The sequence below is a fragment of the Bradyrhizobium sp. USDA 4451 genome (genome assembly GCF_054822585.1).
Window position 1 is genome coordinate 3,133,630 of sequence record NZ_JBTRCH010000001.1, and the last position, 25,526, is coordinate 3,159,155.

The window sequence follows — 25,526 nt, forward strand, 5'->3', positions numbered from 1 at the left end:
CGTAGCGGAGTGTGCCTCTCCCCGAGGTGCGGCTGCGGTCCGGCAAGCGATCACTTCAATGCGCCCGGTGGACCACATAGCGGCAACAGGAGGACCACGATGGCGAAGTCGAAGAAGGCGAAGAAAAGCAAGAAGGCCAAAAAGGCCAAGAAGGCAGTAGCGGCGAAGAAGAAGTCCGCGAAGAAGTCGGCCAAGAAGACTGCGAAGAAATCGGCGAAGAAGACTGCCAAGAAGGCAGCCAAGAAAGCCGCCAAGAAAACCGCAAAGAAAGCTGCTCCGAAGAAGGCCGCTGCCAAGAAGGTCGCGAAGAAGGCCGCCAAGAAGAGCGCTCCGAAGAAGGCCGCCGCGCCGAAGCCGGCCGCCACCGTCGCAGCTCCCCCGGCGCCCGAGCCTGCGCCGCAGCCGGCCTCGAGCTGGGCGACGCCGAGCCACGAACCTGCCTCGAGCTGGGGCACCTCCGAGGGCGAGCACCACTAACCGAACCTGGTTCGATCCCGGACCGGTTCAAACCGATCGAAGCCGCAGCGGACGCCGCTGCGGCTTTTTCCATGCCCGGGATTCGCCCGTGCTTTTACGGGCACGGCGATTCGTCCCAAACGCTGTCAGATCCGGTGGGCTGTTGCCTTGTCCCCACGTCAGGGGGCCTCCTCAACCGGAGCGGGAGCATCAACCTTGTGGTGCAAATGCAACACCTACGGACCAACGTGCGGCGAAACAGCCGGAACGCCTAAAAAGTCGGCAGCTGCATGTCTTTTTGGCTTCACGGTCCCGTGCACGGGCCTCAGATTGGCGACACGCGATTTAGTTGCAGTCCGTTATCGCGCGCCCTGGGGGGCACCGGAGCTGGGCTGTCTGGAACAGTAGATGGGGATCGTCATGAAGAAACTGGCTTTGTTAGCAACGGCGCTAGCAATGATTTCGAGCACGGCAATGGCAGCTGACATGGCGGTGAAGGCCGTCAAGGCGCCGCCGCCCGCTCCCTTCGATCCCTGGGATATCGCCTTCGGCGCCGGCATCATGAGCGACTACATCTTCCGCGGCGTCACCCAGTCGAACCACAATCCGTCGGTCACCGCCTATTTCGAGCCGCGCTACAACGTCAACAAGGACCTGCAGCTCTACATCGGCACCTCGACCGAAAGCATCTCCTTCGCCAACCGCGCCGCCGCCGAAGTCGACGTCTACGGCGGTATCCGCCCGACCTTCGGCGCCTTCGCCTTCGACATCGGTGTCTGGGGTTACCTGTATCCGGGTGGAACCTGCTACTTCGGCGCGCCCACCGACACCGCCGGCAATCCGCTCAGCAACCAGTGCGCCACCAACTTCCTGACGAACGGAAACGTCATGAAGAAGGACGTTTCGTTCTTCGAAGTCTACGGCAAGGCGACCTGGACCATCAACGACAACTGGGCGTTCACCATCAACGAGTACTACTCGCCGAACTTCCTCAACACCGGCGCCTGGGGCAACTACTCGTCGATCATCGGCAAGTATACCGCGCCCAGCACTGTGTTCGGCACCAGCGGCGTCGGCATGTATGTGTCGGGTGAGTTCGGCCGGCAGTGGCTCGGCACCTCCGACAGCTTCTACGGCGTCCCGGCATTCCCGAACGGCATCAAGTATGCCGACTACAACACCTGGAACATCGGCATCGGCTTCACCTACAAGGTGTTCACGCTCGATCTGCGCTATTCCGACACCGACCTGTCGAAGGGCAATTGCAGCGCCTTCACCAGCGACTTCACCGCCGGCGGCACCACCAACGTCACCCCGATCAATCCGGGCGGCACGGGCTCCAACTGGTGCGGCGCGGCGGGTATCGCCAAGCTCTCGGTCGACCTGACCGCGATGTCCAACCTGAAGTAATCTCTCCTTCCGGAGATCGAGAGGGCGGCAGAGCAATCTGCCGCCCTTTTTGTTTTTGGTGGGTCAGGGCCGCGGCTCAGGTCTCACCTCCCCGCCGGGGAGAGGTCGGCGCGAAGCGCCGGGTGAGGGCTCTCGCTCTCTCGATAGACCGTCGCCCCCTCACCCGATTTGCGCTGGATGATGCTTCGCATCACCGGGGCAAATCACCTCTCCCAAGGGAGAGGTGAACCGCGCCCGTGGTCAGTTTGATTCAATCTCACGACGCCCTACGACGCCGCCACCTTGACCGTGTCACGCAGGGCGAAGCGATCGCCGTCGCGGACCAGCGCGACGTTGCGCTGGTGGAAGGCGTCGAGCGTCGAGCGGTGGCCGATCGAAACCACCGTGGTATCGGGCAGCTTCTCGGCGATCAGCTTGTAGAGCGCGGCTTCCGACGGCTCGTCGAGCGAGGCCGTGGCCTCGTCCAGGAACAGGAATTGCGGCGCATGCAACAGCGCCCGCGCGATGCCGAGCCGCTGTTGCTCGCCGAGCGACAGCATCCGATTCCAGTGCGCCTGCTCCTCGAGCCGCGCTGCGAGCTGCGGCAGCCCGACCGCGGTGAGGACGTCGCGGACCCGTCCCGCGTCGAATTGCGGAGCCTCGCCCGGATAGACGACGGCGTCATGGAGCGAGCCGATCGGCAGATAGGGACGTTGCGGCAGCATCATCAGTTTGGCATCGGCCGGGATCTCGACCGCGCCGCTGCCGAACGGCCAGATGCCGGCCACCGCGCGGAACAGCGTCGACTTGCCGGCGCCGGACGGGCCGGTCACCAGCGTCCGCTCGCCGGGGCGGAAGCTGAAATGCTCGGCGGCGACCAGCGGCGTTCCGTTCGGCAGCTTGACCAGAAGCTGCGGCAGGGCGATCTCGCTGCCGGCGGCCGGCTTTTCGTGAATCGCGGCGGGATCGTCGGCCAGCTTTTCGGCGGCCCTGATCGAGTTCTCGAAGCCGTCGAGACGGGTGACGGTCGCGCGCCATTCGGCCAAGGTGCGGTAGGCCGTGACGAAGAACGAGAGCGCATCCTGCACCTTGCCGAATGCCTCGGCGATCTGGATCAAAGCGCCAAGTTGGACCGTCTTGCTGGCGAAATAGGCCGGGCCCGCCAACGCGAACGGAAACACCGCTGAGGCCTGCGCATAGCTGCCTGTGAAGGCGGTCAGCCGCTTGGTCCGGCTCATGATGCCGTACCAGTTGCCGATCACGCGGCTGAAGCGCTCCGACAGCCGCTCCCGCTCTGCACCCTCGCCCTTGAGCAGCGCGATCTGTTCCGAGTTCTCGCGCACCCGCATCAGGTTGAAGCGGAAATCCGCCTCCAGCCGCTGCTGGTCGAAGTTGAGATTGACCAGCGGCGAGCCGATCCACTGCGTCAGCATCGTCCCGAGCACGGCGTAGATGATCGCGCCCCAGACCAGGTAGCCCGGAATTGAAACGTCGACGCCGAACAGCAGCAGCGGCAGGATCGCCGACAATCCCCACAGGATCACCACGAAGGACGCGAGCGAGACGATCGAGTTCAATAGCCCGATGCTGATCGCCAGCGTTTGGCCAACGAACAGCTTGACGTCGTCGGTGATGCGCTGGTCGGGGTTATCGGCGGCATCGCCGACGAGTTGCATGCGATAGTGGTTGGCGCCGCGGACCCATTCGCGGAGATATTTGCCGGTCATCCAGTTGCGCCAGCGGATCTGCAGCCACTGGTTCAGGTAAAGCTGATAGATTTGAAGTATCACCGAAGCTGTGGCGATCAGGGTGAACACGAGCAATTCGCGTTTGAACGTGCTCCAGTCCTTGTCCTGAAGCGCGGTGTAGAAGCGGTTGCGCCATTGGTTGATCAGGACGTCGAGCCCGACAGACACCAGCTCCATCACGATCAGCGTCCCGAGCAGGATGCGGCCCGCCCATTTGTCCTCGGAGTTGAAATAGGGCGAGGCGATGCGCCACACCGTCGCGAGTGTCGAGCGGATGTTGTTCACAGATTATCGTCTCCGGGGAAGGGGCCGCAAAGGCCTGAAGAATCGGGACAATCGGAGTTAGCCTCGACTAAAGTCGTAGGTCTGGCATGCAAGCGTTGGCTTGTCCCGGCGATCGAGTCAACCCTAGCATGACGGCAATGGCGAGGGACGGGGGACCTTCGATTTTTCGCGAGGATGTGAGCGATCCTTACCGATCGTTCATTCGCGAGCCGGGGCTGTAGTTTTCCGACGGACTCCCGCAATCGCACCAGCGCGCCTGCCGGCACCGAGGCCGGCGCGCTGCATAAGAACATGGGGAGGACCCGAGATGAACACCTGGAATCAGATCTACAATCCGCTGGGCAATGCCGGGTTGTCGACCATAGCTGCCGCCGTTCCCGTGGTCACGCTGCTGGTCTTGATCGCCAGCGGCAAGGTGAAGGCGCATATCGCGGCCATCATCGCCGTGATCGTGACCAATCTGATCACGATCTTCGTCTTCACGATGCCGGCCGGCATGTCGATCCGCGCATCGATCCTCGGCATCGTGACCGGGTTCTTTCCGATCGGCTGGATCGTGCTCAACGTCATCTTCCTCTACCAGGTCACGGTGAGATGCGGGAAGTTCGAGCTGCTCAAGCGTGCGGTCGGCGGCGTCACCGAGGACCGCCGCTTGCAGCTGCTCCTGATCGCGTTCTCGTTCGGCGCCTTCTTCGAGGGCGCCTCGGGCTTCGGCACCCCGGTCGCGATCACCGGCGCGGTGCTGATCGGGCTCGGCTTCTCGCCGCTCGCGGCCTCCGGCCTGTCGCTGATCGCCAATACCGCCCCGGTCGCCTTCGGCGCGTTGGGCACGCCGATCCAGGGCCTCGCCTCGGTCACCGGCCTCGATCCCTATATCCTCGGTGCGATGGTCGGCCGGCAGCTGCCGCTGTTCTCGCTGATCGTGCCGTTCTGGGTGGTATGGGCGTTCGCGGGCTGGCGCGGCATGAAGGAAGTGTGGCCGGCGATCCTGGTCACCGGCGTATCGTTCGCGGTCCCGCAATATGTGATCTCGAACTACGTCAACCCCTGGATCGTCGACATCGGCGCCTCGCTGATCTCGATGGGCGCGCTGATCCTGTTCCTCAAGGTCTGGCAGCCGCGGCAGCTCTGGCTGTCGCCGGCGCTGCGCGGCCGCGATGAATCCGCGGCGACGATGGCCGCCGCTCCGCCGCTCGACAAGACGCCGCTGACCCAGGGCGAATTGTGGAGCGCGCTGCTGCCGTGGATCATCGTCTGCATCCTGATGCTGATCTGGGGCAATGGCGCGTTCAAGGCCTGGGCCAACGCCAACTTCACCTGGAACTACGCGGTCCCCGAGCTCGACAAGCTGATCTTCAAGGTGCCGCCGGTGGCCGCCAAGCCGACGCCGGAAGGCGCCGTGTTCAGCTTCACTTATCTGTCGTTCACCGGCACCGGCATGCTGATCGCCGCGATCATCTCAGGCCTCTTGATGGGCTTCTCGCCTGCAAAGCTGATCGCCGAATATGGCCGCACCATCCGCCTCTGCGCGATCTCGCTGATCACGATCTCGGCGATGCTGGCGATCGGCACCCTGACCCGGCTGTCCGGTGTCGACGCCACGCTCGGCCTCGCCTTCGCGGCGACCGGCGTGCTCTATCCCTTCTTCGGCACCTTGCTCGGTTGGCTCGGCGTGGCGTTGACCGGATCGGATACCGCGTCGAACGTGCTGTTCGGCAATCTGCAGAAGATCACGTCCGAGCAGCTCGGCCTGCCGCCGGTGCTGATGGCGGCGGCGAACTCATCCGGCGGCGTGATGGGCAAGATGATCGACGCGCAATCGATCGTGGTCGCCTCGACCGCGACCAACTGGTACGGCCACGAAGGTTCGATCCTGCGCTACGTGTTCCTGCACTCGATCGTGCTGGCCTGCCTGGTCGGTGTGTTCGTGACCCTGCAGGCCTATGTCTATCCGTTCACGGCGATGGTTCTGAAATAACGCGGCGAGGCATCGCCCGAACCAGCATCCCCGCGGGTTGAGAGCCCGCGGGGATTTTGCTTTTCAAGCGGTTTTTCTCGCGCGGCCCAGCTGGCCAAGCGCGGCCTCGTCCCATAGAAGGGCGGCGTCGCAATCCCAGGGAATGGCATGATGTCGATGAAGCGGAGTCTGAACGGCGGCATGGCCGCGCTGGCGGTCGTTGCAGCCGCGCTTGCGTCGGTTCCGGCGCAGGCCCAGGAAGAATTCCCGTTCGGCTTCGTGATGACGCTCGACGCCGCGCGCATGCCGGGCTCCAAGCGGATTCCCTCGATCGAGATCGGCGACAATGGCGAGGTGATCCTCGAGCTGTGGTGCGACGGTGGCAAGGGCCAGTTCTCGGTGGCCGGCAACACCATCGTGTTCGTTCCCGGCACGATGGAGAACCGCAGCTGCACGCCGGAACGGGCGCAGGCCGACAAGGACCTGCTCGCGGCGCTCAGCGACATCACGAGCTGGCGGCGGCAGGGTGATCAGGTCACGTTCATCGGAGCGAAGCAGCTGCGTTACGTGATCAACAGCAATTGAGGCGCACCCTCGCCGCTCAGGGCGTTGCGACCAATCCGCTCGCGGTGGCGACGATCCAGCGGTTGCCCCAGCGCACGATGGAATCGACCCGGCCGAGACCCGGGACGACGTCGCCGCGCGCAGCCATCTTGACGCCTTCCGGTCCCTCGAGCACGGCGGTGCCGTCGCGGACCTCGACCACCGACCATCCGGGGATGGTGCTCGGTCGCGTTTCGGGGGCCGTTGCCAGGGGCTGCTTCGGCCCCAGCGCCATGGCTTGCGCGTTCAGCGTCGTCGGCGCGGCGCCGAGCACTTGCGGACGCGCACTGGCAACGGATTTGGGAATGCTGCCGGTGACTGATGGATCCGCGTTGGATGCCGTCCGCCGCGGGCTCTCGCTCCGGCCTTCCGTTCTTGGGCTCGGCCGCGCCTCTGCAAGATGCGGGGCGGGCGCTTCCTTCTGGGCTACGGGGACCGTGGCAGGAGTTGTGAAGAAGTCGTGCCAGTTGGCGCCCCCGGTCCATCCCAGCACGAAGGCTGCGGCGAGCGCGGTGGCTGCCAAGAGCGCGGTGCCGATGCGGTCGGCGAACGGCTCCCGCAGCAGCAGGGCGGCGTCGTGATTTTCGCCTGAGACGTCCCAGAGGTCCGCCGTCTGCGCCGGCGAATGACCCTCCGTCACATCCGTTGGCCAGATGCTCCCAGGACTGATCGGCTCGCGGTCTTGCATGGCGTGACCTGTGTTCGGTGACGCAAAGGATGATCCTCGAAACTAAATCGAGCCTTAATTTTCGGTGACCGAACTGCGGCAGCACAAAGTCTTTTGGTCGCAGGGTCCCGTAGATTGACGGGGGCGGGGCGGCGGCCGACAGTTGGCCACGATCCGGCCAGCCGGCTCCGAACCGTGTCCAAAAAATGCGCAAGCCCGACGTCAGCATCGGCCCCGAAGACCCGACGCAGCCCGAGGTCCGGCGGCTGATCGCGTTGTCGGATGCCTATCTGGCCGCGTTGTACCCGCCCGACAGCAACCACCTCGTCGGCGCCGCATCGCTCGCCGTCCACGGCACGGTGTTTCTGGTCGCGCGGCGCGATGGCGAGGCGCTCGGCTCGATCGCCTTCCGCATCATCGCGCCCGGGCATGCCGAGATGAAGCGGATGTTCGTGCGTGCCGATGCGCGTGGAGCTGGGCTCGGCCGCCGCCTGCTCGAAGCGCTGGAAGCGGTTGCGCGCAGCCGGCAGATCGCACGCCTCAGCCTGGAGACTGGAATCCGGCAGCCGGAAGCGATCGCGCTCTATCGCGCCGCCGGCTACCAGGACTGTCGGCCGTTCGGCGATTACGCGCCCGATCCGCTCAGCCTGTTCATGACCAAGCGCCTCTGACCGCAACGGGTGCGTGCCGCACCTGGCGGTCGTTTCCGGCCGGGCACTGCACCCGGAGATGCAATGCCGGCCCAGCAGCGTTGGAGTGTGTTCAACCGGCGACGCGTCGGTTCAACCCGCGTAGCCACTCTGCTCGGGCAGACGGATGAGGCCGAGTTGCAGCATTGCGGTGATCGCGTCTTCCTGTCCGAGCTCTTCGGCGATCCGCCCGTCCCGCACGCGCAGCACGGTGGTGCCGGCGAACGTCATCTTGCGGCCGGACGCTGCGGGCAGCGAGCCGAGGCGGAAGTCGCTGAAGGCGGGTCCGGTGTGAGTGCCGCCGCCTTCCCAGCGGCCGACGACGAGATCGCCTTCCGCAACGAGGTCGCCGACGCCCCAGAAATTCAGATCCGGAAACGCCTCGCGAAACTCCGTGATGAACTGCGTGACCGCGGCGCGGCCCTTCTTCGGCTCGTGCATCGGGTAGTGCACCACAATGTCCGGCGTCGCGAGCTCCTCGATGATGTCCGGATTCCACGGGTTGCCCCAGAAGCCCGTGAACCATCGGCCGACCACATTCTTGTTTTGCTCTGACATCTCGTCGTCTCCATTTGCGCGTTGCCGGCATCGCGACCGGCGCTGTGTCGATGCGCGCATTAGGCAATGTGAGACGCTGGTCGGACCACCCGATTCCGGATCGGGTGTGCTGTCAGCATTCAGGCGAAATTCCGCTTGGTCGAGTTGATGCTTGGCGACCCTTCCCGAACGTCGTCGCGCGATCGGGAAGCGGGTGGCTCAGTGCCACACCGACTTGTCGGCGTCCCAGCGCTGGCCCTTGAACTCCTTGAGCAGCGCGTCGATCGCGCCGTTGTCGTCCCTGGTCTCGCTGCCTTCCTCGTCGCTGCTAGAATCGTCGGACAGGTTCAGCTTGGCGCCGGCGCTGTCGTCCGAGGTCGAGACGGTCGGGCTCGAGACCCACAGGATCAGCTTGTCGGAGCTGCCGGGCTTCTCCGGCGAGACAAGCGCGGTGATCTCGTAATTCTGGGTGAGGCCGAGCGCCGGATAGATCGCGCTGGGCCGCTTCAGCACCAGCTTGAGCTTGCCGGTGTTCGCATTCCAGGGTCGCCGAGGCGGATTTTGCGGCAAGCGTCTTCGCCAGCACGCCTGATATCGCGGTTGCCAGCTTGTCCTTGTTGATCTTGTCGCCGCTGGTCCAGTCGCTAGCGGCAAAGCGGATGGTGCGGTCCATCTCGACCACGCCGCTGGTCCAGCCGGCCGCGGTCACGCCGGGCACCGACTTCGCCTTGGCGAGCAGCGCGCCGGCGTGCTCGGGATCGACGGTGAGGTTGATGGTCTGCTCGCCGGAACGCATCGCATCACATGTCACCGACAGGCTCGAGGTGCCGATCTCGACGGCCTCGCCCTTCAGACTCTTGAGGAAATCGGCCGCCGCATCGAGCTTCACCCGCACCCCGATCGATTCCGGCGAGACGTCGGTGAAATCCTTCGGCTGCGGCGTGATGCCGTCCTCGGTGGCCTGGTTGTCCTGGAATTCCTTTTCGCTGAGATCCGAATTGTCGGTCGAGGCGACCTCGGTGACGGTCTGGCCGATCGTGATCTGGCCGCGGAATTCAAACCCGTCGCCGTTTTGCTTGCGGTTCAGCTTGATGGTGACCGGCTGCTTGTCGGCGACGCTCTGGGTGGTGCCGGACAGCGTCTGGCCGTTGATGGTGAGGTTGGCGACGAAGCGGTCCTTGCGGTCCGAGCCCTTGTCGGCGGGATAGCAGACGTCGAGCACCGCCGCGGTCACGGTCTTGCCCTGCCGCGTCTCCTTCAGGACGACGTCGGCATTGCCGTCCATCAGGCCATCGATCGAGGTGAAATAGCGCGTCTCGGGGCCGCCCGCCGGCGTCGCCTTCGATTGCAGTTTGATCTGGGCGACAGCGGGGGCCGAGGCGACGGCAAGACCGAGCAGCAGGAGCGGGAGCGCGCGCATACGATAAGTCCTCGAAGGGCAGAATCGGTTCCGTCGTAACTAGCAAACCTCCATGTCATTGGCCAAAAAAGAAGGCCGCCTGACGGCGGCTATCAATTTCGAACGATCTGACCTTTGGCACTGGCATGCCCGCCCGCAGAACGGCGTCGCCGATGTGCGGGCATGACGAACGGAGACGGGGCTCCGCGTCACGCACGATCATTAAGTTCCTCGCCGTTTTCCAGCCTGCCGCGCAGCGTGCTGACGACGCGGCTCATGGCTTCGATGTCCTTCATCGATAGTCCGTCGGCGAGGCCGTTCACCCAGGGCAGTTGCAGGCGCATCGCCGCATCGAAGGCCTGCTGCCCCTTGTCGGTCAGCACGACGAGCTGGGCACGGCGATGATGCGGGTTGGTCTCGAATGTGACGAGCCCGTCCCGTTCGAGGTCGTTGACGATCCGCTGCACGTTCTGTCTGGCCGCGCCGAGGTCGCGCGCCAGCCACGCCACCGGTTGCGGGCGCTCGGTGGCAACGATGGCGCCGAGAATCTGCCAGCGCGCGCTGGTCAGCCCGAGCCCGGCCACCAGCCGGTCGCCCGATGTGAACAGCAGGCTGTTCAGCCGAAACAGGTCGAGAATCAGGCTGCTCAGGGCTTCGCCCGCCGGCGTTCGTTTTGCATGAGGCATTTGTCACCATATATACCTATTGACATCATAGTGTCAATTATAATATGCACCCATCATAGCGGAATGACATCATAACACCAAATCAACGGAGCCCGCCCATGCCGCAGATGCGCCCCCTCGACCCCGCTTTCCCGATCGATCGCCAGCTCGCGGTCGAGGCCGGCAACGTCGTGCTGGTCAACCTGTTCACCCTCGATGCGGCCGACGAGGACACCTTCCTGAAAGCCTGGCAGGACGATGCCGCGATCATGAAGCGGCAGCCCGGCTTCATCTCGACCCAGCTGCACCGCGCGCTCGGCGACAGCCCGGCCTATCTGAACTACGCGGTCTGGGAATCCACCGCCGCCTTCCGCGCCGCGTTCATGAACCCCGAGTTCAGGGCCAAGCTGTCGGCCTATCCCGCCTCGGCGGTGGCGTCGCCGCATCTGTTCCAGAAGGTCGCGGTGGCTGACATCTGCGTGGCTTAGACATGTATCCGTGGCCGACCTCGGTCATCCCCGTCATTGCGAGCGAAGCGAAGCAATCCATCGTGCCGCATATGCGGAAGCGTGGATTGCTTCGTCGCTACCGCTCCTCGCAATGACGGGGCTGCAGATAATCCACCCCGCGATCGAGTCAAAGACCGCTCAACTATGCACCAGCATGCCGACGCCGAGCGTGGCGGCAGCAGCCAGGAAGGTGATGTCCAGGAAGCGCAGCGGCGCTTTTGGACGGCGACCGGCAGAACCGGAGACGACGTAATAGAGGCCGTAACCCGCGGCGACGACGGCAAACGTCAGTGTCTGCCGGATCCAGAACGTCAGGACGACCGCAAGATCATCGATTCTGTTCTGGGCATAGGCGCCGAGCGCGAGCGCTGCGCCGATCGCGTAGAACAGTGCCAGCGTTGATGTCAGTGATTTGGCGTCGCGGGACATCCGATGATCCTTACAGCTCGCTCGTCACCAGACTGCAAAAAAGAAGGCCGCCCGGAGGCGGCCTTCGATCTCGACATTGAGCGCGATCGGCTCAGAAGCCGCCCATACCGCCCATTCCACCCATGCCGCCGCCGCCCGGCATCACCGGCGCCGCGTCCTTCGGCACCTCGGCGACCATGGCCTCGGTGGTCACCAGCAGGCCGGCGACGGAAGAAGCGTCCTGCAAGGCGGTGCGCACCACCTTGGCGGGGTCGATGATGCCCTTGTCGACCATGTCGACATAGTCCTCGGTCTGGGCGTCGAAGCCGAAGGTCTCCGACTTGTTCTCGAGGATCTTGCCGACCACGATCGAGCCCTCGACACCGGCGTTCTCCGAGATCTGGCGGATCGGAGCTTCCAGCGCCTTGAGCACGATGTTGATGCCGGCCTGGACGTCGGCATTGTCGTTGGAGAGGCGGCCAACCGCCTTCTTGGCGCGCAGCAGGGCGACGCCGCCGCCCGGCACGATGCCTTCCTGCACCGCGGCGCGGGTCGCGTTCAGCGCGTCCTCGACACGGTCCTTCTTCTCCTTGACCTCGACCTCGGTCGCGCCGCCGACCTTGATGACGGCAACGCCGCCGGCGAGCTTGGCGAGGCGCTCCTGCAGCTTCTCACGGTCGTAGTCCGAGGTGGTCTCCTCGATCTGCGCCTTGATCTGGCCGACGCGGGCGTCGATGTCCTTCTTCTTGCCGGCGCCCTTGACGATCGTGGTGTTCTCCTTGTCGATCACGATCTTGCCGGCGCGGCCAAGCATGTTGACCGTGACGTTCTCGAGCTTCATGCCGAGGTCGTCGGAGATCAGCTGACCGCCGGTCAGGATCGCAATGTCTTCCAGCATCGCCTTGCGGCGATCGCCGAAGCCCGGCGCCTTGACGGCGGCGACCTTGAGGCCGCCGCGCAGGCGGTTGACCACCAGGGTTGCCAGCGCCTCACCCTCGACGTCCTCGGCGAGGATCAGGAGCGGACGGCCCGACTGCACCACGGCTTCCAGCACCGGCAGCATCGCCTGCAGGCCGGACAGCTTCTTCTCGTGCAGCAGGATGTAGGCATCCTCGAGCTCGGCGGTCATCTTCTCGGCGTTGGTGATGAAGTAGGGGCTGAGATAGCCGCGGTCGAACTTCATGCCCTCGACGATGTCGACCTCGGTCTCGAGCGACTTGTTCTCCTCGACGGTGATGACGCCCTCGTTGCCGACCTTCTGCATCGCCTGCGCGATCATCTTGCCGATCGCGGTGTCGCCATTGGCCGAGATGGTGCCGACCTGGGCGACCTCGGAGGAGGCGGCGACCGGCTTGGCGCGCTTCTCGATGTCCTTGATCACGGCGGCGACGGCGATGTCGATGCCGCGCTTGAGGTCCATCGGGTTCATGCCGGCGGCGACCGACTTGGCGCCCTCGCGCACGATCGCCTGCGCCAGCACGGTCGCGGTGGTGGTGCCGTCACCGGCGGTGTCGTTGGTCTTGGAAGCGACCTCGCGCAGCATCTGCGCGCCCATGTTCTCGAACTTGTCGTCGAGCTCGATCTCCTTGGCGACGGTGACGCCGTCCTTGGTGATGCGGGGCGCGCCGAACGACTTCTCGATGACGACGTTGCGGCCCTTCGGGCCGAGCGTCACCTTGACGGCATTGGCGAGCACGTCGACGCCGCGCAGCATGCGGTCGCGGGCGTCTCCGGCGAATTTTACGTCCTTGGCAGCCATTGTTTTGAACTCCTGGGAAAAGCGTCATCGCTTGCATAACGGCTTTGCCGTTATTGCTCGAGGAGCGGGCCCTTGGCCCGCGTCTCGAAGAATGAATTGTGGATGCTCACCCTTCGAGACGGCAGCTTCGCTGCCTTCTCAGGGGGGCGGAGAGAGGCGCGATCAGGCCAGCACGCCCATGATATCGGACTCCTTCATGATCAGGAGCTCCTCGTTGTCGAGCTTGACCTCGGTGCCCGACCACTTGCCGAACAGCACGCGGTCGCCGACCTTGAGGTCGATCGGGATCAGCTTGCCGGCCTCGTCGCGGCCACCCGGGCCGACGGCGACGATCTCGCCCTGCGACGGCTTCTCCTTGGCCGAGTCCGGAATGATGATGCCGCCCTTGGACTTCTCCTCGGCATCGATACGCTTGACCACGACGCGGTCGTGCAGGGGGCGGAAATTGGATTTAGCCATGACGTTCCCTCTTGAAGGTCCTCTTGGAGGCTCGGTTTCAGGTCCGGTTCATCGAGACCGGCGTTGAATGCCGGCCCGGTCGGCGCTGGGCAGGACGCCCAACGCATTTAGCAATCGTGGTGCAAGAGTGCTAATTGTGGGCCGGGGAATATGGCTTGGCGCAGTTTCTGTCAAGCAAACGGGTTAAGGCCTTGGTGAGGCCAATATAGGATGGTGGACCAGAAACCAAATCGTAGCGATGACGTAATTTTGTCAGACGTCATTGCTCCGTCTTAAGTTTTACGCTTGGCTGCATGACGGGTGCGGCCGGGACATAGTCGGGGGATACACATGATCAGGTCACTCAACGCGCGATTGGTCGCACGGTTCGCGGCTGTTTCGGCGCTGACGACACTTTTGGGGGCGTGCGGCAGCATGAGCCTGCCGTCGCTGTCGTCGAACCCCGAGCCGGCACCCGTCGAACCGGGCGTGGCCCCGGAGATGCCAGCCTCGATCCGCGCCGACGAGATCGTCGGCCGCTGGGGCCTCGCCTCATTCCAGAATCCCGCCGACCGCGCCCGCACCGAGGCCGCCGCCCGCGGCCAGTGCAAGCAGCCCTACGTGATCGGTGCCGGCCAGAACGGCGGCGTCATCATGCATCTGGCCGACCAGGCCACCCCGCAGGAACTGCGGCTGAAGGGTTCCCCGAGCGGCAAGAACTATATCGGCCCGCCCGGACCCGTGCCCGGCGAGCAGGACCGCGAGATCCTCTCGTTCGACGGCCGGGTCATGATCACCCGCTTCGTCGACAAGGACGCCGCCACCCGCTACGGCAACATGGTCTATGTCCGCTGCGCGCCGCGGGCGTAACGATCGGTGTCATTCCGGGACGATGCGAGCATCGAACCCGGAATCTCGATGTAATAAGGTCTCGATGTAACCCAACTTCGAGATTCCGGGTTCGGTCCTGCGGACCGCCCCGGAATGACGGACCAAATCAAACAAAAACGCCGGCCTTGGGGCCGGCGCTTTGTATTCTTCAGATGTGATCATTCAGTTGAACATCGCGTCGATGTCGTCCTGCGAGGCGTGGCCGGCGTCGCCGTCGAGCTTCGGGCCGTTGAGCAGGCGGGCATCGCCCTCGCGGGTGTCGACGATCGCAGGGACATGGCTCTTGATGGCGTCGACGCCGCCCCAGATGTTCATCATCTCGTTGATGTGCTGCTCGATGAACTTCATCGTCTGCATCACCTTGTTGATGCGCTGGCCGGTGAGGTCCTGGAAGTTGCAGGCCTCGAAGATCGAGACCACGCGCTCCTGAATATCTTCGCTGAGCAATTTCTGCTGGTCGGGGGTTACGTTCTTCGACAGCGCGGTCGCGGCCTGGTCGATCGCCTCGACCGCCTCGAGGATCTGCTGGGTCGCCTGTTCGGTGCCGCCGACCACGGCGCCGAGCTCGCCATTGACCTTGGCCATCTCCTCGCCGTTGAAGCTCTTGCCATGCAGCACGGCGATTTCGCGCTTGGTGCGGCTGATCGCGTCATGGATCAGGTCGAGCTCGACCTTGAGCTTCTCGCACTGCTCGACCTGCGCGCGGTAGGTCTCGAGCAGCGCGTGGGTCTCGGCGACTTCGCGGGCGACGGCGGCGTCGACGCTGTCCCCGGTGCGCTGCGCCGGTGCTGCGGCCATCTGGGCGCGGATCGAGCGAAGCTCGGCCATGATCTCGCGATGCATCGGACCGAGATCGCCGCCGGCAACTTCCGGCTCCGGCATCACGACTTCGCCCATCGCCTGTTCGACACGAAAACGCTTACGCTTCACTGACATGATTTTCATTCCCGCCCCTTCACTGAAGTCCGTTCTAGACAGGGCCGATTTAACGTCAGGTTCACGCCGGAACAGATTGACCACGCGGCGCGCGGCGGCCGCGATACCAGCGATTAACCATGCCGCCGCGGCGTTCACGCAAAATAAACGCTGTCCGGCAAAACCGCGCGTCCTTGCCGGGATGGTGAATCGAAACGGCCGTTACGTTTACCAAACCGATGCGGTTTTCATTGCTTATTGACCACGTGCAACGGCGCAGCGCGCGCCTCGCGCAGTCAGTCACGACGAAACCAGTACAGAGTACGTCGATGTTCAGGAAAACCACGCTTGCGCTGCTCGCCGGCGCTTCTTCGCTTGTTGCAATTCCCCAATATGCCATGGCGATCGACGCGGCGGCTCGGCCCGAGCCCACCGTGATCTACGCCAACCAGGGCGCACCGACGCCGCCGATGCGCACCGCCTATGTGCAGCCGCAGCGCTCCAACATGGGCGGCGGCTTCATCGAATTCCTGTTCGGCGATGCGCCCTCGTCGCAGGGTTATTCGCCGCAGTATCAGCAGCAGCCCGGCTATTACGGCAACCGCCAGCTGCCGCCTATGGATCCGCAGCAGCAGATGATCCGTCAGCAGGAGGAGGCCGCGGGCGATCCGACCCAGCGTCCGTTCGACCCGCGTTATGAGAAGCAGCTGGTCGACTACAGCGGCAAGGAAAGCGCCGGCACCATCGTCGTCGATACGCCGAACAAATTCCTCTATCTGGTCCAGGGCGACGGCCGCGCGCTGCGCTACGGCATCGGCGTCGGCCGTCCCGGCTTCACCTGGGCCGGCACCAAGACGATCTCGGCGAAGAAGGAATGGCCGGCCTGGACCCCGCCGCCGGAAATGCTGGCGCGCCGTCCCGATCTGCCGCGGCACATGGAAGGCGGCCCGGAGAATCCGCTCGGGGCGCGCGCGATGTATCTCGGCTCATCGCTCTACCGCATCCACGGCTCCAACGAGCCCTGGACCATCGGCACCAACGTCTCGTCCGGCTGCATCCGGATGCGCAACGAGGACGTCATCGACCTCTATGGCCGCGTCAATGTTGGCGCCAAGGTCGTCGTGATGTGAGTGTGTCGTCTACGTAGCCCGGATGAAGCGCAGCGAAATCCGGGACGGCGCCGCGGCTAGACCTGTCCCGGATTACGCTTCGCTCCATCCGGGGCTACGAGCAATCAAATAAAAACGGCCGCTCGATCAGAGCGGCCGTTGGTGTTCAGGCGCCACGCATACGCTTACGCGTAGTTGCTATCGTCGTCTCCGCCGCCGTCGAAGCCGTCGTCGTCATTGTCGAAGTCGTCGGAATCGTGGTCGTTGCTGTTGTAATTGTCGTCGTTGTTGTTCGAGGCCTGATCGAACAGGCCGGAGCGCGAGCCGCCGTCGCGGTTGGAGCCGATGTCGTTGACCCCGGCGTCGCGGGCTAGGTCGCTTGACGACTGGTCGCCGCCCCAGGGACGCGAACCGCCGCCGAGGCCGCCGGCATCGGCCAGCGATTGGTGGCCGCCACCCATCATGCCGCGGATGCTGGAGAGCAATAGCCCGCCGCCGACCACGCCGGCCGCGGCCGCAGCCGCCGTGCCGAGGAACGAGCCGCCACCGCTGCCGGGCGCGCCGCCGCCGAAAGCCGGGGGCTGCGGGCCGCCGTAAGGCTGGCCGTATTGCTGGGGCGGCTGCCCATAGTTCTGGCCATAGCCGCCGGCCTGCTGCATCGCCTGGCCCGAGTTCCAGACCGGGCGGCTGCCGCCGATGTCAGGCGCGCGCACCGGCGGCACCGAACCATGCGACTGGCCCTGTCCCTGACCGAAGATCGCATCGCGCATCGAATCGAGGAAGCCGCCTTGCTGTTGCGCGGGTTGCTGCTGGCCGACCGCGGCCTCGAGTTCCTGGATCCGGTCATGGGCGCGCTTCAGCGCCTCGTCCTGCACGAGGGCGGTCTGCACCAGCGCGTAGACCGCATTCGGCGCATTGCGCAGGCCCTGCATGATCGCGGACATGGCCTCGCTGTCGCGCGGGGCATTCTCCAGCTTGGCGAGCCGGTCGAAGAGATCGTCGATCAATTGGCGTTCTTGCGGTGTCATGGCGTTCTCCATCGCGTCGATCGAATCGGCGCGCCGCTCATGTAGGACGGGCTTTGTGGCGCTAGGAGTGGGGGGCCGAATTAAATTTCTGTATGCGACAATACGACCGGATGAACTTCGCAAACGTTGTCAGGCCAGTGTAACTTTATTCAGGGTGAGCAAGGCGGCGAAATCGTCGCTTGCCAGATAGGCATGCTCGGCCTCGCGCTGCGTCGTCAGCGGATCGAGGCTTTTCAGCGTGTCATCGACGAAACCGGGATGGCACATCACGAGCCCGTCCTCGGGCAGGCCCTCGAGGAAGCCGCGCATCAAGCCTGCGAAATCGGTCTCGCGTGTAAAGTCATAGGCGCCGGCGAAGGCCGGGTTGAAGCGCAGGCCGGAGCGCTGCGCCTTGATGCGGAATTGCGTGCTGAGCACGTTCAGCACCAGCGCCTTCGGCGCCGCGAGCTGCCGCGCCAGCGGACCTTCGCGGCCGCATTGCCGCACCCCGGCGTCGGGCGCGCGCTCCTTTACGGCGCGCAGGAAGCCGTCGCGCACCTGCGGGAACAGCTGCGCGTGCTGATGGCCGTCGACAAAATCGGGCGCGCGGCCGAACCAATCGTGGAACGCGTCGAGCTGCGCCAGCACCTCGGCATGAACCAGCTCGGGGTCGAGCCGATGCATCAGCCCGGCGCGCAACAGCCGCGGAAAGGGCAGGAACATGTCGCCGTCGAGCGGGCGGAAATGCATCGTCAGCGGCCGGAACGGCGCGGTCAGCGTCACGTGCAGCCCGATCGCGCAGCGCGGACTTTTCGCGACCGACGCCCTGAGCGCAGCTGCGGCTTCCCGGCCGATCGCCGGCGTCACCATCATCACCGAGGCCGCGTTGAGCCGGCCGCGCTCGATCAGGTCGCGGATCGCGCGGTTGACGCCGTCACTCAAGCCATAATCGTCAGCACACAGCCAGATCCGGCGCGGCGCAGGTTCGCTCATTCGGCAGCGGTCCGCTCGGAGGCAGCTTGCGCCGTGCTGCCGTCGGCGTGCTTCTCGGTATGCTCGGCGACGAAGTAGATCGGCCGCGCCTTCAATTCGGAGAGGATCTTGCCGATATATTCGCCGACGATCCCGATCATGATCAGCTGCACGCCGCCGATCGTCATCATGCCGATCATCAGCGACGGATAACCGGGGACCTGCTTGCCGGTGGTCAGCACCTCCCACAGGATCGACAGACCGAACAGGAAGGCGACGCCCGCGAGCAGCGCACCGAGCAGGCTGGCAAAGCGCAGCGGCGCCACCGAGAACGAGGTCAGGCCCTCGATCGACAGGCCGATCAGCCGGCCGGCATTGAAGGTGGTGACGCCATGCGCACGCGGCGCCGGTTCGTAATCGACGCGGATCTGCTTGAAGCCGATCCAGCTGGCGAGGCCCTTGAAGAAGCGGTTGCGCTCCGGCAATTGCCGCAACGCGGCGGCCGCGCGCGGCGACAGCAGGCGGAAGTCGCCGGCATCCTCGGGGATCTGCTGCCGCGCGCCCCAATTGATCAGCGCATAGAAGCCGCGCACCGACAGCCGCCGCAGCACCGATTCATTGTCGCGATGCGCCTTCGCCGTGTAGACCACGTCGTAGCCGTCATCGATCCAGTGCGCGACCAGCTGCTCGACCAGGGTCGGCGGATGCTGGCCGTCGCCGTCCATGAACAGCACCGCGCCGCGGCGGGCGTGATCGAGGCCGGCCATCAGCGCCGCCTCCTTGCCGAAATTGCGCGACAGCGACACCACCTGCAGGTCGAGCCCATCGGCGGGCAGGCCGCGCGCGATCGCGAGCGTAGCGTCGGCGCTGCCGTCGTCGACATAGACCACCTCGCAGCCGAGGCCGTAGCGGGCGCGCAGCGAGCGGGCGAGGTCGACCAGCCGTTGGTGCAGCGCGCTGAGCCCGGCGGCCTCGTTGTAGACGGGCACGACGATCGACAGACCCTGCGCGGCGGCGGTCTTGGCGGTTGTGGTCAGGCTGGAAACGTCAGAGCCCAGCATCATCGGTCAGGTTCCAGAACTTGAGCGTTTTCCAGCGAAGCGCACGTCCGGCTCGCATGAGGAAAACGCGTCAAAACGAAAGATCATGAACACAATATGGTACCGACCGCCGGCTGTCGCCAACATGAACAGCCCGGTCGACTCATTGTCGCAGGAACGCCTCAAGCTTGGCGAACAGCGGATTCTCGCGGTCGAACACGTAGTCCAGCGACACCACCGAGACGGTCTCGGCGCCGTGCTCGCGCAGGAAGCTGCCGAGCGCGTAGAGCTTGCCCGGTGGGCAGTGCAGCGTAAGCATGCCGGACGAGGTCGGCCCGCCGAACGGGGCGACCACGCCGAACCGGTTGTGGGCCTCGGACAGCAGCGCGTCGTTGCAGCCGGCGAAACGGGTGCGGACCTCGCGATACTTGCTGGCGCGGGCACGCGCGGCGATGTGGTCGAGGATGACGCGTGCGGTCTCGCGAGCGCCGGTCGACCAGTCGGCGTCCTTTGAGGCCACCAGATTGGCCTGGCTGCGCAGCATCACGCCGTCGTCCAGCACCTTGAGCCCGTTGGCGGCGAGCGTCGCTCCTGTGGTCGTGATGTCGACGATCAGTTCGGCGGTGCCGGCCGCGGGCGCGCCCTCGGTGGCGCCGGCGCTTTCCACGATGCGGTAGTCGCCGACGCCATGTTTGGCGAAGAAGCCGCGGGTCAGGTTGATGTATTTGGTCGCCACCCGCATGCGGTGATTGTGCTGCTCGCGGAAGCCGGAGGCGACATCGTCGAGATCGGCCATGGTGCGCACGTCGATCCAGGCCTGCGGCACGGCGACCACGACATTGGCATAGCCGAAGCCGAGGCCTTCGATCATCAGCACGCGCTTGTCGGGATCCGGGATGCTCTCGCGCACCAGATCCTCGCCGGTGACGCCGAGATGCACCGCGCCGCGGGCCAGATTGGCCGCGATCTCGCTCGCCGACAGATAGGCGATCTCGACATTGTCGACGCCCGGGATGATGCCGCGATAGTCGCGCGCGCCGCCGGCCTTCGATAAGGTCAGCCCGGCGCGGGCGAAGAAGCTCTCGGCGTTTTCCTGCAGGCGCCCCTTGGAAGGAACCGCGACGACGAAGGGCGTGCTCATTGGGCGCCTCCGCGCAGGGCCCTGCCGTGCCCGGTCATCGCCTCGATCCAGACCGAGAAGCCGACCGCGGGGATCGGGCTCGCTGATCCGAGCTGCGTCATCAGCCCATCATAGCGGCCGCCCGCGACCAGCGGCTCGCTGCCGTTGCCCCTGGCGTGCAGCTCGAATTCGAAGCCGGTGTAATAGTCGAGACCGCGGCCGAACGCGGTCGAGAACCGCGTCTTCTGTGTGTCGATGCCGCGCGCGGCCATGAAGCCGACCCGGCTCTCGAGCTGGTCGATCGCGGCGGCAAGATCGAGCCTGGCGTCGGCGGCGAGCGCGCGCAGCTGCGCCACCGCGTCGTCGGGATCGCCGGAAATGGCGAGGAAGCGCTTGATGATGGCAACCGCGTCGCGCGGCAGCGCGCCGGCCTTCAGCGTCGATTGCTCGAGGAAGCGGTCGGCGATCTCGGCCACCGAGCGGCCGCCGACATTGGTGGTGCCGGCGATCGACATCAGATCGGTGACCAGCGCCAGCGCCGCCTTGCGGTCGGAGCCGGCGAGCGCGGCGAGCACGCCCTCATATTCGTTGCGGCCCGGCGCGGTCGCCAGCGTCAGCTGCTCGATGTCGTCGGTCAGCGAAACCTTGCGGTTGAAATCCTTGATCAGCCGGCGGCGCCACACCGGGTAGAGCTCGAGCGCGTCGATCAGCGCGTTGAACAGCGCGACGTCGCCGGTGCGGATATCGACATCGGTCAGGCCAAACGCCGTTGTCGCCTCCAGCGCCAGCGCCAGCATCTCGGCGTCGGCCGCGGCGCGGTCCTGGCGTCCGAACGATTCGATACCGGCCTGCATGAACTGGCTGGGCTGGCCGTCGCGATAACGGAACACCGGCCCGAGATAGCTGAAGCCGGCCGGCTGGCCGGCGCGCGTGGAGGCGAGGTAGTCGCGCGCCACCGGGATCGTGAGGTCCGGGCGCAGGCAGAGCTCCTCGCCGCTAGAGTCGGTCGTCAGATATAGGCTCTTGCGGATGTCCTCGCCGGAGAGGTCGAGGAACGGCTCGGCCGGCTGCAGGATCGCGGGTTCGGACCTGAGGTAACCGGCCTGCGCGAACGAGGCCAGCAGCGCATCCGCCCAAGAGGCGGATCCGGCGGCGGATCGTGGTGCGGCAGCTTCGGTCATCTCGACGTCCAATGGCCTCGCAATCGCGTTTCGAGGCCGGTTCCATGGATGGTGTTGGCGGAGCCATTAGCATGCCCGATCCGTGGTTTCGACAGGGATCAGCCAAGTGGCTTAATGATTGGGTTCGTTAACGATTTTGCGACGGCTTGGCTAGGGCAGATGTTTGTTCTCGGCTTTCATCGGACAATCGTGCTGCAGGTTCCGTCATCCTGAGAGCTTGTGACGGATTCGGCTCCTGCGGAGTTTTTGGCGGCTGTTCGTCGCAGCAATTGGCAGGTTTGAGTTCGAGTTCGGCGATGACCCGTTGTTTAGGCTCTGGAGAGGCGGTTGCCTTGCAGGATGTTGTTGACGAGGGCGTACCAGAGCACGACGGCACGGACCTTTTCGATGCCGCGCACGGTCAATTGCCGCAGGTCCCAATTGCGCCAGCGGGCATGGATGCACTCGCAGATCGACCGGGACCTGTATCGGGCCTTGCCCTCTTCGCTCGCCATTCGCGCACGCCAGGCCAACACCCCCGGACCGTCGCCGCGCCGCGGTAGATAGGGATCGGTACCGTGCTTGGATTGAGTGGGCGGACAAAAGATATCGATGCCCTCGGCATAGGCCCATTCGATGTCCTCGGCACTGCCAAAGCCGCCATCGACGAGATGGTCCTTGGGCAACCCTCCGGGCCGCGCACGCTGCCGCTCCAGCATGGGGCGCATCAGGCCGCGATCGGATCCGATGTTGCAAATTCTGGTGTCGACGACGATCTGCTCCCCGGCCACGCTCGTCACCTGCACGTTGTAGGCGGGGCGGAAGCCGCCGTTCGCCATCTTCATGACCCGTGCATAGGCGTCCGTCGTGGAGGCCCGCGGCTCCTTCGGCGTCTTGCCGTTGCCGCGACTTTCTTCGCGCTCCTTGCGCTGCTGCTTGATCTCGGCGAGCGCCGTCTGCGCCGCCTTCACCCGCGCGCTGCGTTCCCGCGCGGCCCGCTCCTTGGCTGCCCGGGCACGCTTATTGCTGGCGTCCGAGCGTGTGTCGACCTCGCGCTTGAGGTCTTCCACCACGGCCTCAGCCTGCGCCAAATGCTTATCCAGCGTCGCCTCGCGCCGGAACGAGGCCGCCCCGGCGCTGGCCCGGACCCGCATGCCATCCTGCGCCAAGGTCTCCAGATCGACGAGACCGGCCTTTGCCAACGCTGCCAGATGCTCACTGAGCAGTCGGTCAAGCAGATCGGCGTTGCCGACCCGGAAGTCCGCCAGCAGGTGATAGTTCACCGACACCCCGCCGCACAGCCAGCGATAGGCATCGTGGCTCTCGCACAGCCGCTCCAACGCCCGCGCGCTGCCAACGCCTTCGCTGGCGGCATAGAGCCACAGCGCCAGCAAAAGCCGGGGCGAGGTCGCGGGGTGACCGGGACGATCGCCGCGAGCCTTGATCCGGTCCTCCAACTCACTCAGATCAAGCTCTTCGACATAAGACCAAATCAGCCGCACCGGATGGTCTTCCCCGATCAGGCTCTCAATATCAACCGCTCGCAGCGCAATCTGGTCGCGCTGGGGCTCACGCAGCCGCGGAGCGCCGGGCAAGCCCGCTTCGGCTGGTGGCTTCGCCTGCTCCGGCAGGTCCCCAAACAACTCATCGGCAGCCAACATCACCTCCCGCGAATCCATCATCGCCAGAGAATCACACCGCGCCGGCTTTCGGCTATAATGCTCGCTGAAACCCCAAAAAAATCACACCCTCTGAGGTGCGAGCGCAGCGAGCCTCGAAGGATCGACGGCCACCAGCCGGGCCGTGCATCCTTCGAGGCTCGCCGAAGAGGCTCGCACCTCAGGATGACGGGGAGGTGGTGTGTGGTCCATTTCCCCGCCAATCGCCCAGCACCGCCTGCACCAGCGCCAGCGCGGCGACGGCGGCGGTGTCGGCGCGCAGGATGCGCGGGCCCAGCGCGAGGCGGAGGATGCTGGGCTGGCGCAGCAGCAGCACGCGCTCCTCCTCGGCGAAGCCGCCTTCGGGGCCGATCAGGATATCAATCCCGGCATCCGTAATCTTTGCCGCTTGCAGCGCCCGCACCGGATCGGCGACCTCGGCCGCCTCGTCGCAGAACACCAGCAGCCGCGCCGGGGTGCGCCCCGCCAGGAAACGCTCGAGCGGCAGCGGGTCGGCCACCTCGGCAAGCGAGATGATGCCGCATTGCTCGGCGGCCTCGACTACATTGGCGCGCATCCGCTCGCCATTGACCCGCGACACCTGCGTGAAGCGCGTCAGCACCGGCACCAGCCGCGCGGCGCCCATCTCGACCGCCTTCTGCACCATGTAGTCGAGCCGGGCATGCTTCAGCGGCGCGAACACGCAAGTGACGTCGGGCAGGCGGTCCTGTACGCGGGTCAGTGCCGATATCGCCAGCGTGTCGGGCCGCTTGCGGCCACCAATCTCCGCGCGCCATTCGCCGTCGCGGCCGTTGAACACCAGCACGCTGTCGCCGGCGCCAAGCCGCAGCACGTTACCGAGATAATTGCTCTGGTCGCGCTCGAGCGTGACCGTTGTACCAGTGCCGAGCGGGGCGTCGACAAACAGGCGGGGGCTGCGAAAATCGTGTTCGGGCATGTTCTGGGTTTCCTGCGGCGTTCTAGCCCGGCGCGGCAGGTTAACCAAACCGGGTGACACCGTAGTCCCTCGGACTCGTCAGGAACCCGGCGGCCGACTAGTAAGGGGCTGTCGATATTATTGCTTCTGTCACCAGTACATTATTGGAAGTCCAAGGGGTCGCTTGCACGCGACCCCTTTTGCTTTTGGGCACGCATGCACGGCCGCGGGTGTCATCAAAAATCCTGTTCAGGCATCTTTGATGGTCCGGTTTTACCGCCGGTCGCCGCCTAAAGGCTTCAAATCCGGGAACAATTTAATGTGGGCGGTGTGGCCCTACGCCGCGCTGTCGCCCAAATCCACGGGTTGTTAAGGCGTCACAGGAATCGTAAAACGCCCCCAAAATTCGTTGCTTCGTTTTTGTTGCGCTGGGGTTGCCTGGACCTTTTGCCGGAGAAACACCCTCGATGATCCGCCGCCTGATCGTGCTGACCGTTGCTGCGACCGCCCTGTCGGTGGGGCACGCCGCTGCCCAGAGCGCTTTTCCGGCTCCGCTGCCCAACCAGCAGGGGCAGGCCGGCACGGCCTCGGATCCCGCGTTCCCGCCGGTCAACGGTGCACGTCCCGCCAGCCGGGCCGGCACCGCCTCGGATCCTGCATTCCCGCCGGTCAACGGCGCGCCGGCGGCCAGGGTCGGCGCGGCGCCGTCGCCATTTCCGAGCGGTGGCGCGGCTCCGATCGCCGGCGGCGGTCTGTCGTCTCCGCCGCCCCCGCCGGGCGCCGGTGCGGGTGGCGAGGCTGACGCCTGCATGAAGAATTTCGTTCCGCTGCGCGAGGATGCGGAAAAGCGCGGCAAGGCGATCAAGGCCGCAAGCGATCGCCACGCCAGCCCGCAGGAGGCCTGCAAGCTGATCGGCAATTACAGCCAGGCCGAGATCAAGATGATCAAATATGTCGACGTTAACGCGGCCAAGTGCGGAATTCCGCCGCAGATCGCCGACCAACTCAAGAACGGTCACAAGAATACCGAAGCGCTGCTGAAGAAAGTCTGCAACGTCGCCGAGCAGGCGGCGGCGCAGCCGCGCGGGCCTGCGGGGCCGTCGCTGAGCGACGTGCTCGGTTCGTCCGCCTCGCTGCCGGAAGCGACCCCGACCAAGAAGGGCGGCAGCACCTTCGACACGCTGAACGGCAACGTTCTCACCCGTTGA

At 65.3% G+C, this 25,526-nt stretch carries 25 protein-coding genes and 1 pseudogene; 9 read left to right on the plus strand and 17 right to left on the minus strand.

Going from position 1 to position 25,526, the window contains the following annotated elements:
* Positions 1-99: 99 nt before the first annotated feature.
* Together ACVMB0_RS14490 and ACVMB0_RS14495 are read left to right on the plus strand one after the other, a co-directional pair.
* Positions 100-477, plus strand: coding sequence for a histone (locus tag ACVMB0_RS14490; protein ID WP_461346690.1), 378 nt, complete (start codon positions 100-102; stop codon positions 475-477).
* Between the two features lie 399 nt (positions 478-876).
* Complete coding sequence (locus tag ACVMB0_RS14495) at positions 877-1,866, plus strand: TorF family putative porin (protein WP_456750195.1); 990 nt, start codon at positions 877-879, stop codon at positions 1,864-1,866.
* Positions 1,867-2,132: 266 nt separating this feature from the next.
* On the opposite strand, the gene ACVMB0_RS14500 is transcribed toward ACVMB0_RS14495, so the two are convergent.
* Positions 2,133-3,878 carry an ABC transporter ATP-binding protein/permease gene (locus tag ACVMB0_RS14500; RefSeq protein WP_456796725.1) on the minus strand — a complete coding sequence of 582 codons (1,746 nt, stop codon included), beginning with the start codon at positions 3,876-3,878 and terminating at the stop codon, positions 2,133-2,135.
* Positions 3,879-4,185: 307 nt separating this feature from the next.
* Between ACVMB0_RS14500 and ACVMB0_RS14505 the strand changes: the two genes are divergently transcribed.
* Together ACVMB0_RS14505 and ACVMB0_RS14510 are read left to right on the plus strand one after the other, a co-directional pair.
* Positions 4,186-5,856 (plus strand): L-lactate permease, encoded by a 1,671-nt coding sequence (locus ACVMB0_RS14505; protein WP_461346691.1) that lies wholly within the window; start codon positions 4,186-4,188, stop codon positions 5,854-5,856.
* Between the two features lie 147 nt (positions 5,857-6,003).
* The gene (locus ACVMB0_RS14510) at positions 6,004-6,420 is read left to right on the plus strand and encodes an META domain-containing protein (RefSeq protein ID WP_456750193.1); all 417 of its coding nucleotides are present in this window, start codon (positions 6,004-6,006) and stop codon (positions 6,418-6,420) included.
* A 16-nt stretch (positions 6,421-6,436) separates the two neighbouring features.
* Here ACVMB0_RS14510 and ACVMB0_RS14515 read toward each other — a convergent pair whose 3' ends face one another.
* Positions 6,437-7,078 carry a hypothetical protein gene (locus ACVMB0_RS14515; RefSeq protein ID WP_461346692.1) on the minus strand — a complete coding sequence of 214 codons (642 nt, stop codon included), beginning with the start codon at positions 7,076-7,078 and terminating at the stop codon, positions 6,437-6,439.
* Between the two features lie 233 nt (positions 7,079-7,311).
* On the opposite strand from ACVMB0_RS14515, the gene ACVMB0_RS14520 reads away from it, so the two are divergent.
* Positions 7,312-7,776, plus strand: a complete 465-nt coding sequence (locus ACVMB0_RS14520) for a GNAT family N-acetyltransferase (RefSeq protein ID WP_461346693.1) — start codon at positions 7,312-7,314, stop codon at positions 7,774-7,776.
* 111 nt (positions 7,777-7,887) lie between these two features.
* Here the strand turns inward: ACVMB0_RS14520 and ACVMB0_RS14525 are convergent, their stop codons facing one another.
* From ACVMB0_RS14525 to ACVMB0_RS14535, 3 genes and pseudogenes are all read right to left on the minus strand, one after another.
* Positions 7,888-8,352 carry an ester cyclase gene (locus ACVMB0_RS14525; protein WP_456750191.1) on the minus strand — a complete coding sequence of 155 codons (465 nt, stop codon included), beginning with the start codon at positions 8,350-8,352 and terminating at the stop codon, positions 7,888-7,890.
* A gap of 198 nt (positions 8,353-8,550) precedes the next feature.
* Positions 8,551-9,751: pseudogene (locus ACVMB0_RS14530) on the minus strand (hypothetical protein).
* Positions 9,752-9,939: 188 nt separating this feature from the next.
* Positions 9,940-10,416 carry a MarR family winged helix-turn-helix transcriptional regulator gene (locus tag ACVMB0_RS14535; protein ID WP_461346694.1) on the minus strand — a complete coding sequence of 159 codons (477 nt, stop codon included), beginning with the start codon at positions 10,414-10,416 and terminating at the stop codon, positions 9,940-9,942.
* Between the two features lie 98 nt (positions 10,417-10,514).
* Here ACVMB0_RS14535 and ACVMB0_RS14540 point away from each other — a divergent pair, with 98 nt between their 5' ends.
* Complete coding sequence (locus ACVMB0_RS14540) at positions 10,515-10,883, plus strand: antibiotic biosynthesis monooxygenase family protein (protein ID WP_461346695.1); 369 nt, start codon at positions 10,515-10,517, stop codon at positions 10,881-10,883.
* A gap of 159 nt (positions 10,884-11,042) precedes the next feature.
* On the opposite strand, the gene ACVMB0_RS14545 is transcribed toward ACVMB0_RS14540, so the two are convergent.
* The 3 genes from ACVMB0_RS14545 to ACVMB0_RS14555 all read right to left on the minus strand — a co-directional run bounded on the left by ACVMB0_RS14545 (position 11,043) and on the right by ACVMB0_RS14555 (position 13,530).
* Positions 11,043-11,333 carry a hypothetical protein gene (locus tag ACVMB0_RS14545; RefSeq protein ID WP_461346696.1) on the minus strand — a complete coding sequence of 97 codons (291 nt, stop codon included), beginning with the start codon at positions 11,331-11,333 and terminating at the stop codon, positions 11,043-11,045.
* A gap of 91 nt (positions 11,334-11,424) precedes the next feature.
* Entirely contained in the window at positions 11,425-13,071 is a 1,647-nt protein-coding gene (groL, locus tag ACVMB0_RS14550; protein WP_461346697.1) for a chaperonin GroEL, read from the minus strand.
* 162 nt (positions 13,072-13,233) lie between these two features.
* Positions 13,234-13,530 carry a co-chaperone GroES gene (locus ACVMB0_RS14555; RefSeq protein ID WP_456750186.1) on the minus strand — a complete coding sequence of 99 codons (297 nt, stop codon included), beginning with the start codon at positions 13,528-13,530 and terminating at the stop codon, positions 13,234-13,236.
* A gap of 330 nt (positions 13,531-13,860) precedes the next feature.
* On the opposite strand from ACVMB0_RS14555, the gene ACVMB0_RS14560 reads away from it, so the two are divergent.
* Positions 13,861-14,379 (plus strand): hypothetical protein, encoded by a 519-nt coding sequence (locus tag ACVMB0_RS14560; RefSeq protein WP_456750185.1) that lies wholly within the window; start codon positions 13,861-13,863, stop codon positions 14,377-14,379.
* A gap of 183 nt (positions 14,380-14,562) precedes the next feature.
* On the opposite strand, the gene ACVMB0_RS14565 is transcribed toward ACVMB0_RS14560, so the two are convergent.
* Positions 14,563-15,336 (minus strand): protein phosphatase CheZ, encoded by a 774-nt coding sequence (locus ACVMB0_RS14565; RefSeq protein ID WP_461346698.1) that lies wholly within the window; start codon positions 15,334-15,336, stop codon positions 14,563-14,565.
* Between the two features lie 61 nt (positions 15,337-15,397).
* The gene (locus tag ACVMB0_RS14570) at positions 15,398-15,661 is read right to left on the minus strand and encodes a hypothetical protein (RefSeq protein ID WP_461346699.1); all 264 of its coding nucleotides are present in this window, start codon (positions 15,659-15,661) and stop codon (positions 15,398-15,400) included.
* Here ACVMB0_RS14570 and ACVMB0_RS14575 point away from each other — a divergent pair.
* Entirely contained in the window at positions 15,645-16,445 is an 801-nt protein-coding gene (locus ACVMB0_RS14575) for a L,D-transpeptidase (protein ID WP_461346700.1), read from the plus strand. The genes ACVMB0_RS14570 and ACVMB0_RS14575 overlap by 17 nt on opposite strands.
* A gap of 164 nt (positions 16,446-16,609) precedes the next feature.
* Here the strand turns inward: ACVMB0_RS14575 and ACVMB0_RS14580 are convergent, their stop codons facing one another.
* From ACVMB0_RS14580 to ACVMB0_RS14610, 7 genes are all read right to left on the minus strand, one after another.
* Positions 16,610-17,452 (minus strand): DUF2076 domain-containing protein, encoded by an 843-nt coding sequence (locus ACVMB0_RS14580; protein ID WP_461346701.1) that lies wholly within the window; start codon positions 17,450-17,452, stop codon positions 16,610-16,612.
* Between the two features lie 129 nt (positions 17,453-17,581).
* Positions 17,582-18,424, minus strand: coding sequence for a ChbG/HpnK family deacetylase (locus ACVMB0_RS14585; RefSeq protein ID WP_461346702.1), 843 nt, complete (start codon positions 18,422-18,424; stop codon positions 17,582-17,584).
* Positions 18,421-19,467 (minus strand): glycosyltransferase family 2 protein, encoded by a 1,047-nt coding sequence (locus ACVMB0_RS14590; RefSeq protein WP_456750179.1) that lies wholly within the window; start codon positions 19,465-19,467, stop codon positions 18,421-18,423. The genes ACVMB0_RS14585 and ACVMB0_RS14590 overlap by 4 nt, the downstream gene beginning before the upstream one ends.
* A gap of 139 nt (positions 19,468-19,606) precedes the next feature.
* Positions 19,607-20,584: an ATP phosphoribosyltransferase gene (gene hisG, locus ACVMB0_RS14595; protein ID WP_461346703.1), complete on the minus strand. Its 978-nt coding sequence runs from the start codon at positions 20,582-20,584 to the stop codon at positions 19,607-19,609.
* Complete coding sequence (locus ACVMB0_RS14600; protein WP_461346704.1) at positions 20,581-21,744, minus strand: ATP phosphoribosyltransferase regulatory subunit; 1,164 nt, start codon at positions 21,742-21,744, stop codon at positions 20,581-20,583. The genes hisG and ACVMB0_RS14600 overlap by 4 nt, the downstream gene beginning before the upstream one ends.
* Before the next feature lie 308 nt (positions 21,745-22,052).
* The gene (locus tag ACVMB0_RS14605) at positions 22,053-23,384 is read right to left on the minus strand and encodes an IS1182 family transposase (RefSeq protein WP_456756372.1); all 1,332 of its coding nucleotides are present in this window, start codon (positions 23,382-23,384) and stop codon (positions 22,053-22,055) included.
* Between the two features lie 178 nt (positions 23,385-23,562).
* Entirely contained in the window at positions 23,563-24,339 is a 777-nt protein-coding gene (locus ACVMB0_RS14610) for a 16S rRNA (uracil(1498)-N(3))-methyltransferase (RefSeq protein ID WP_461346705.1), read from the minus strand.
* A gap of 446 nt (positions 24,340-24,785) precedes the next feature.
* On the opposite strand from ACVMB0_RS14610, the gene ACVMB0_RS14615 reads away from it, so the two are divergent.
* Entirely contained in the window at positions 24,786-25,526 is a 741-nt protein-coding gene (locus ACVMB0_RS14615) for a hypothetical protein (RefSeq protein WP_456750175.1), read from the plus strand.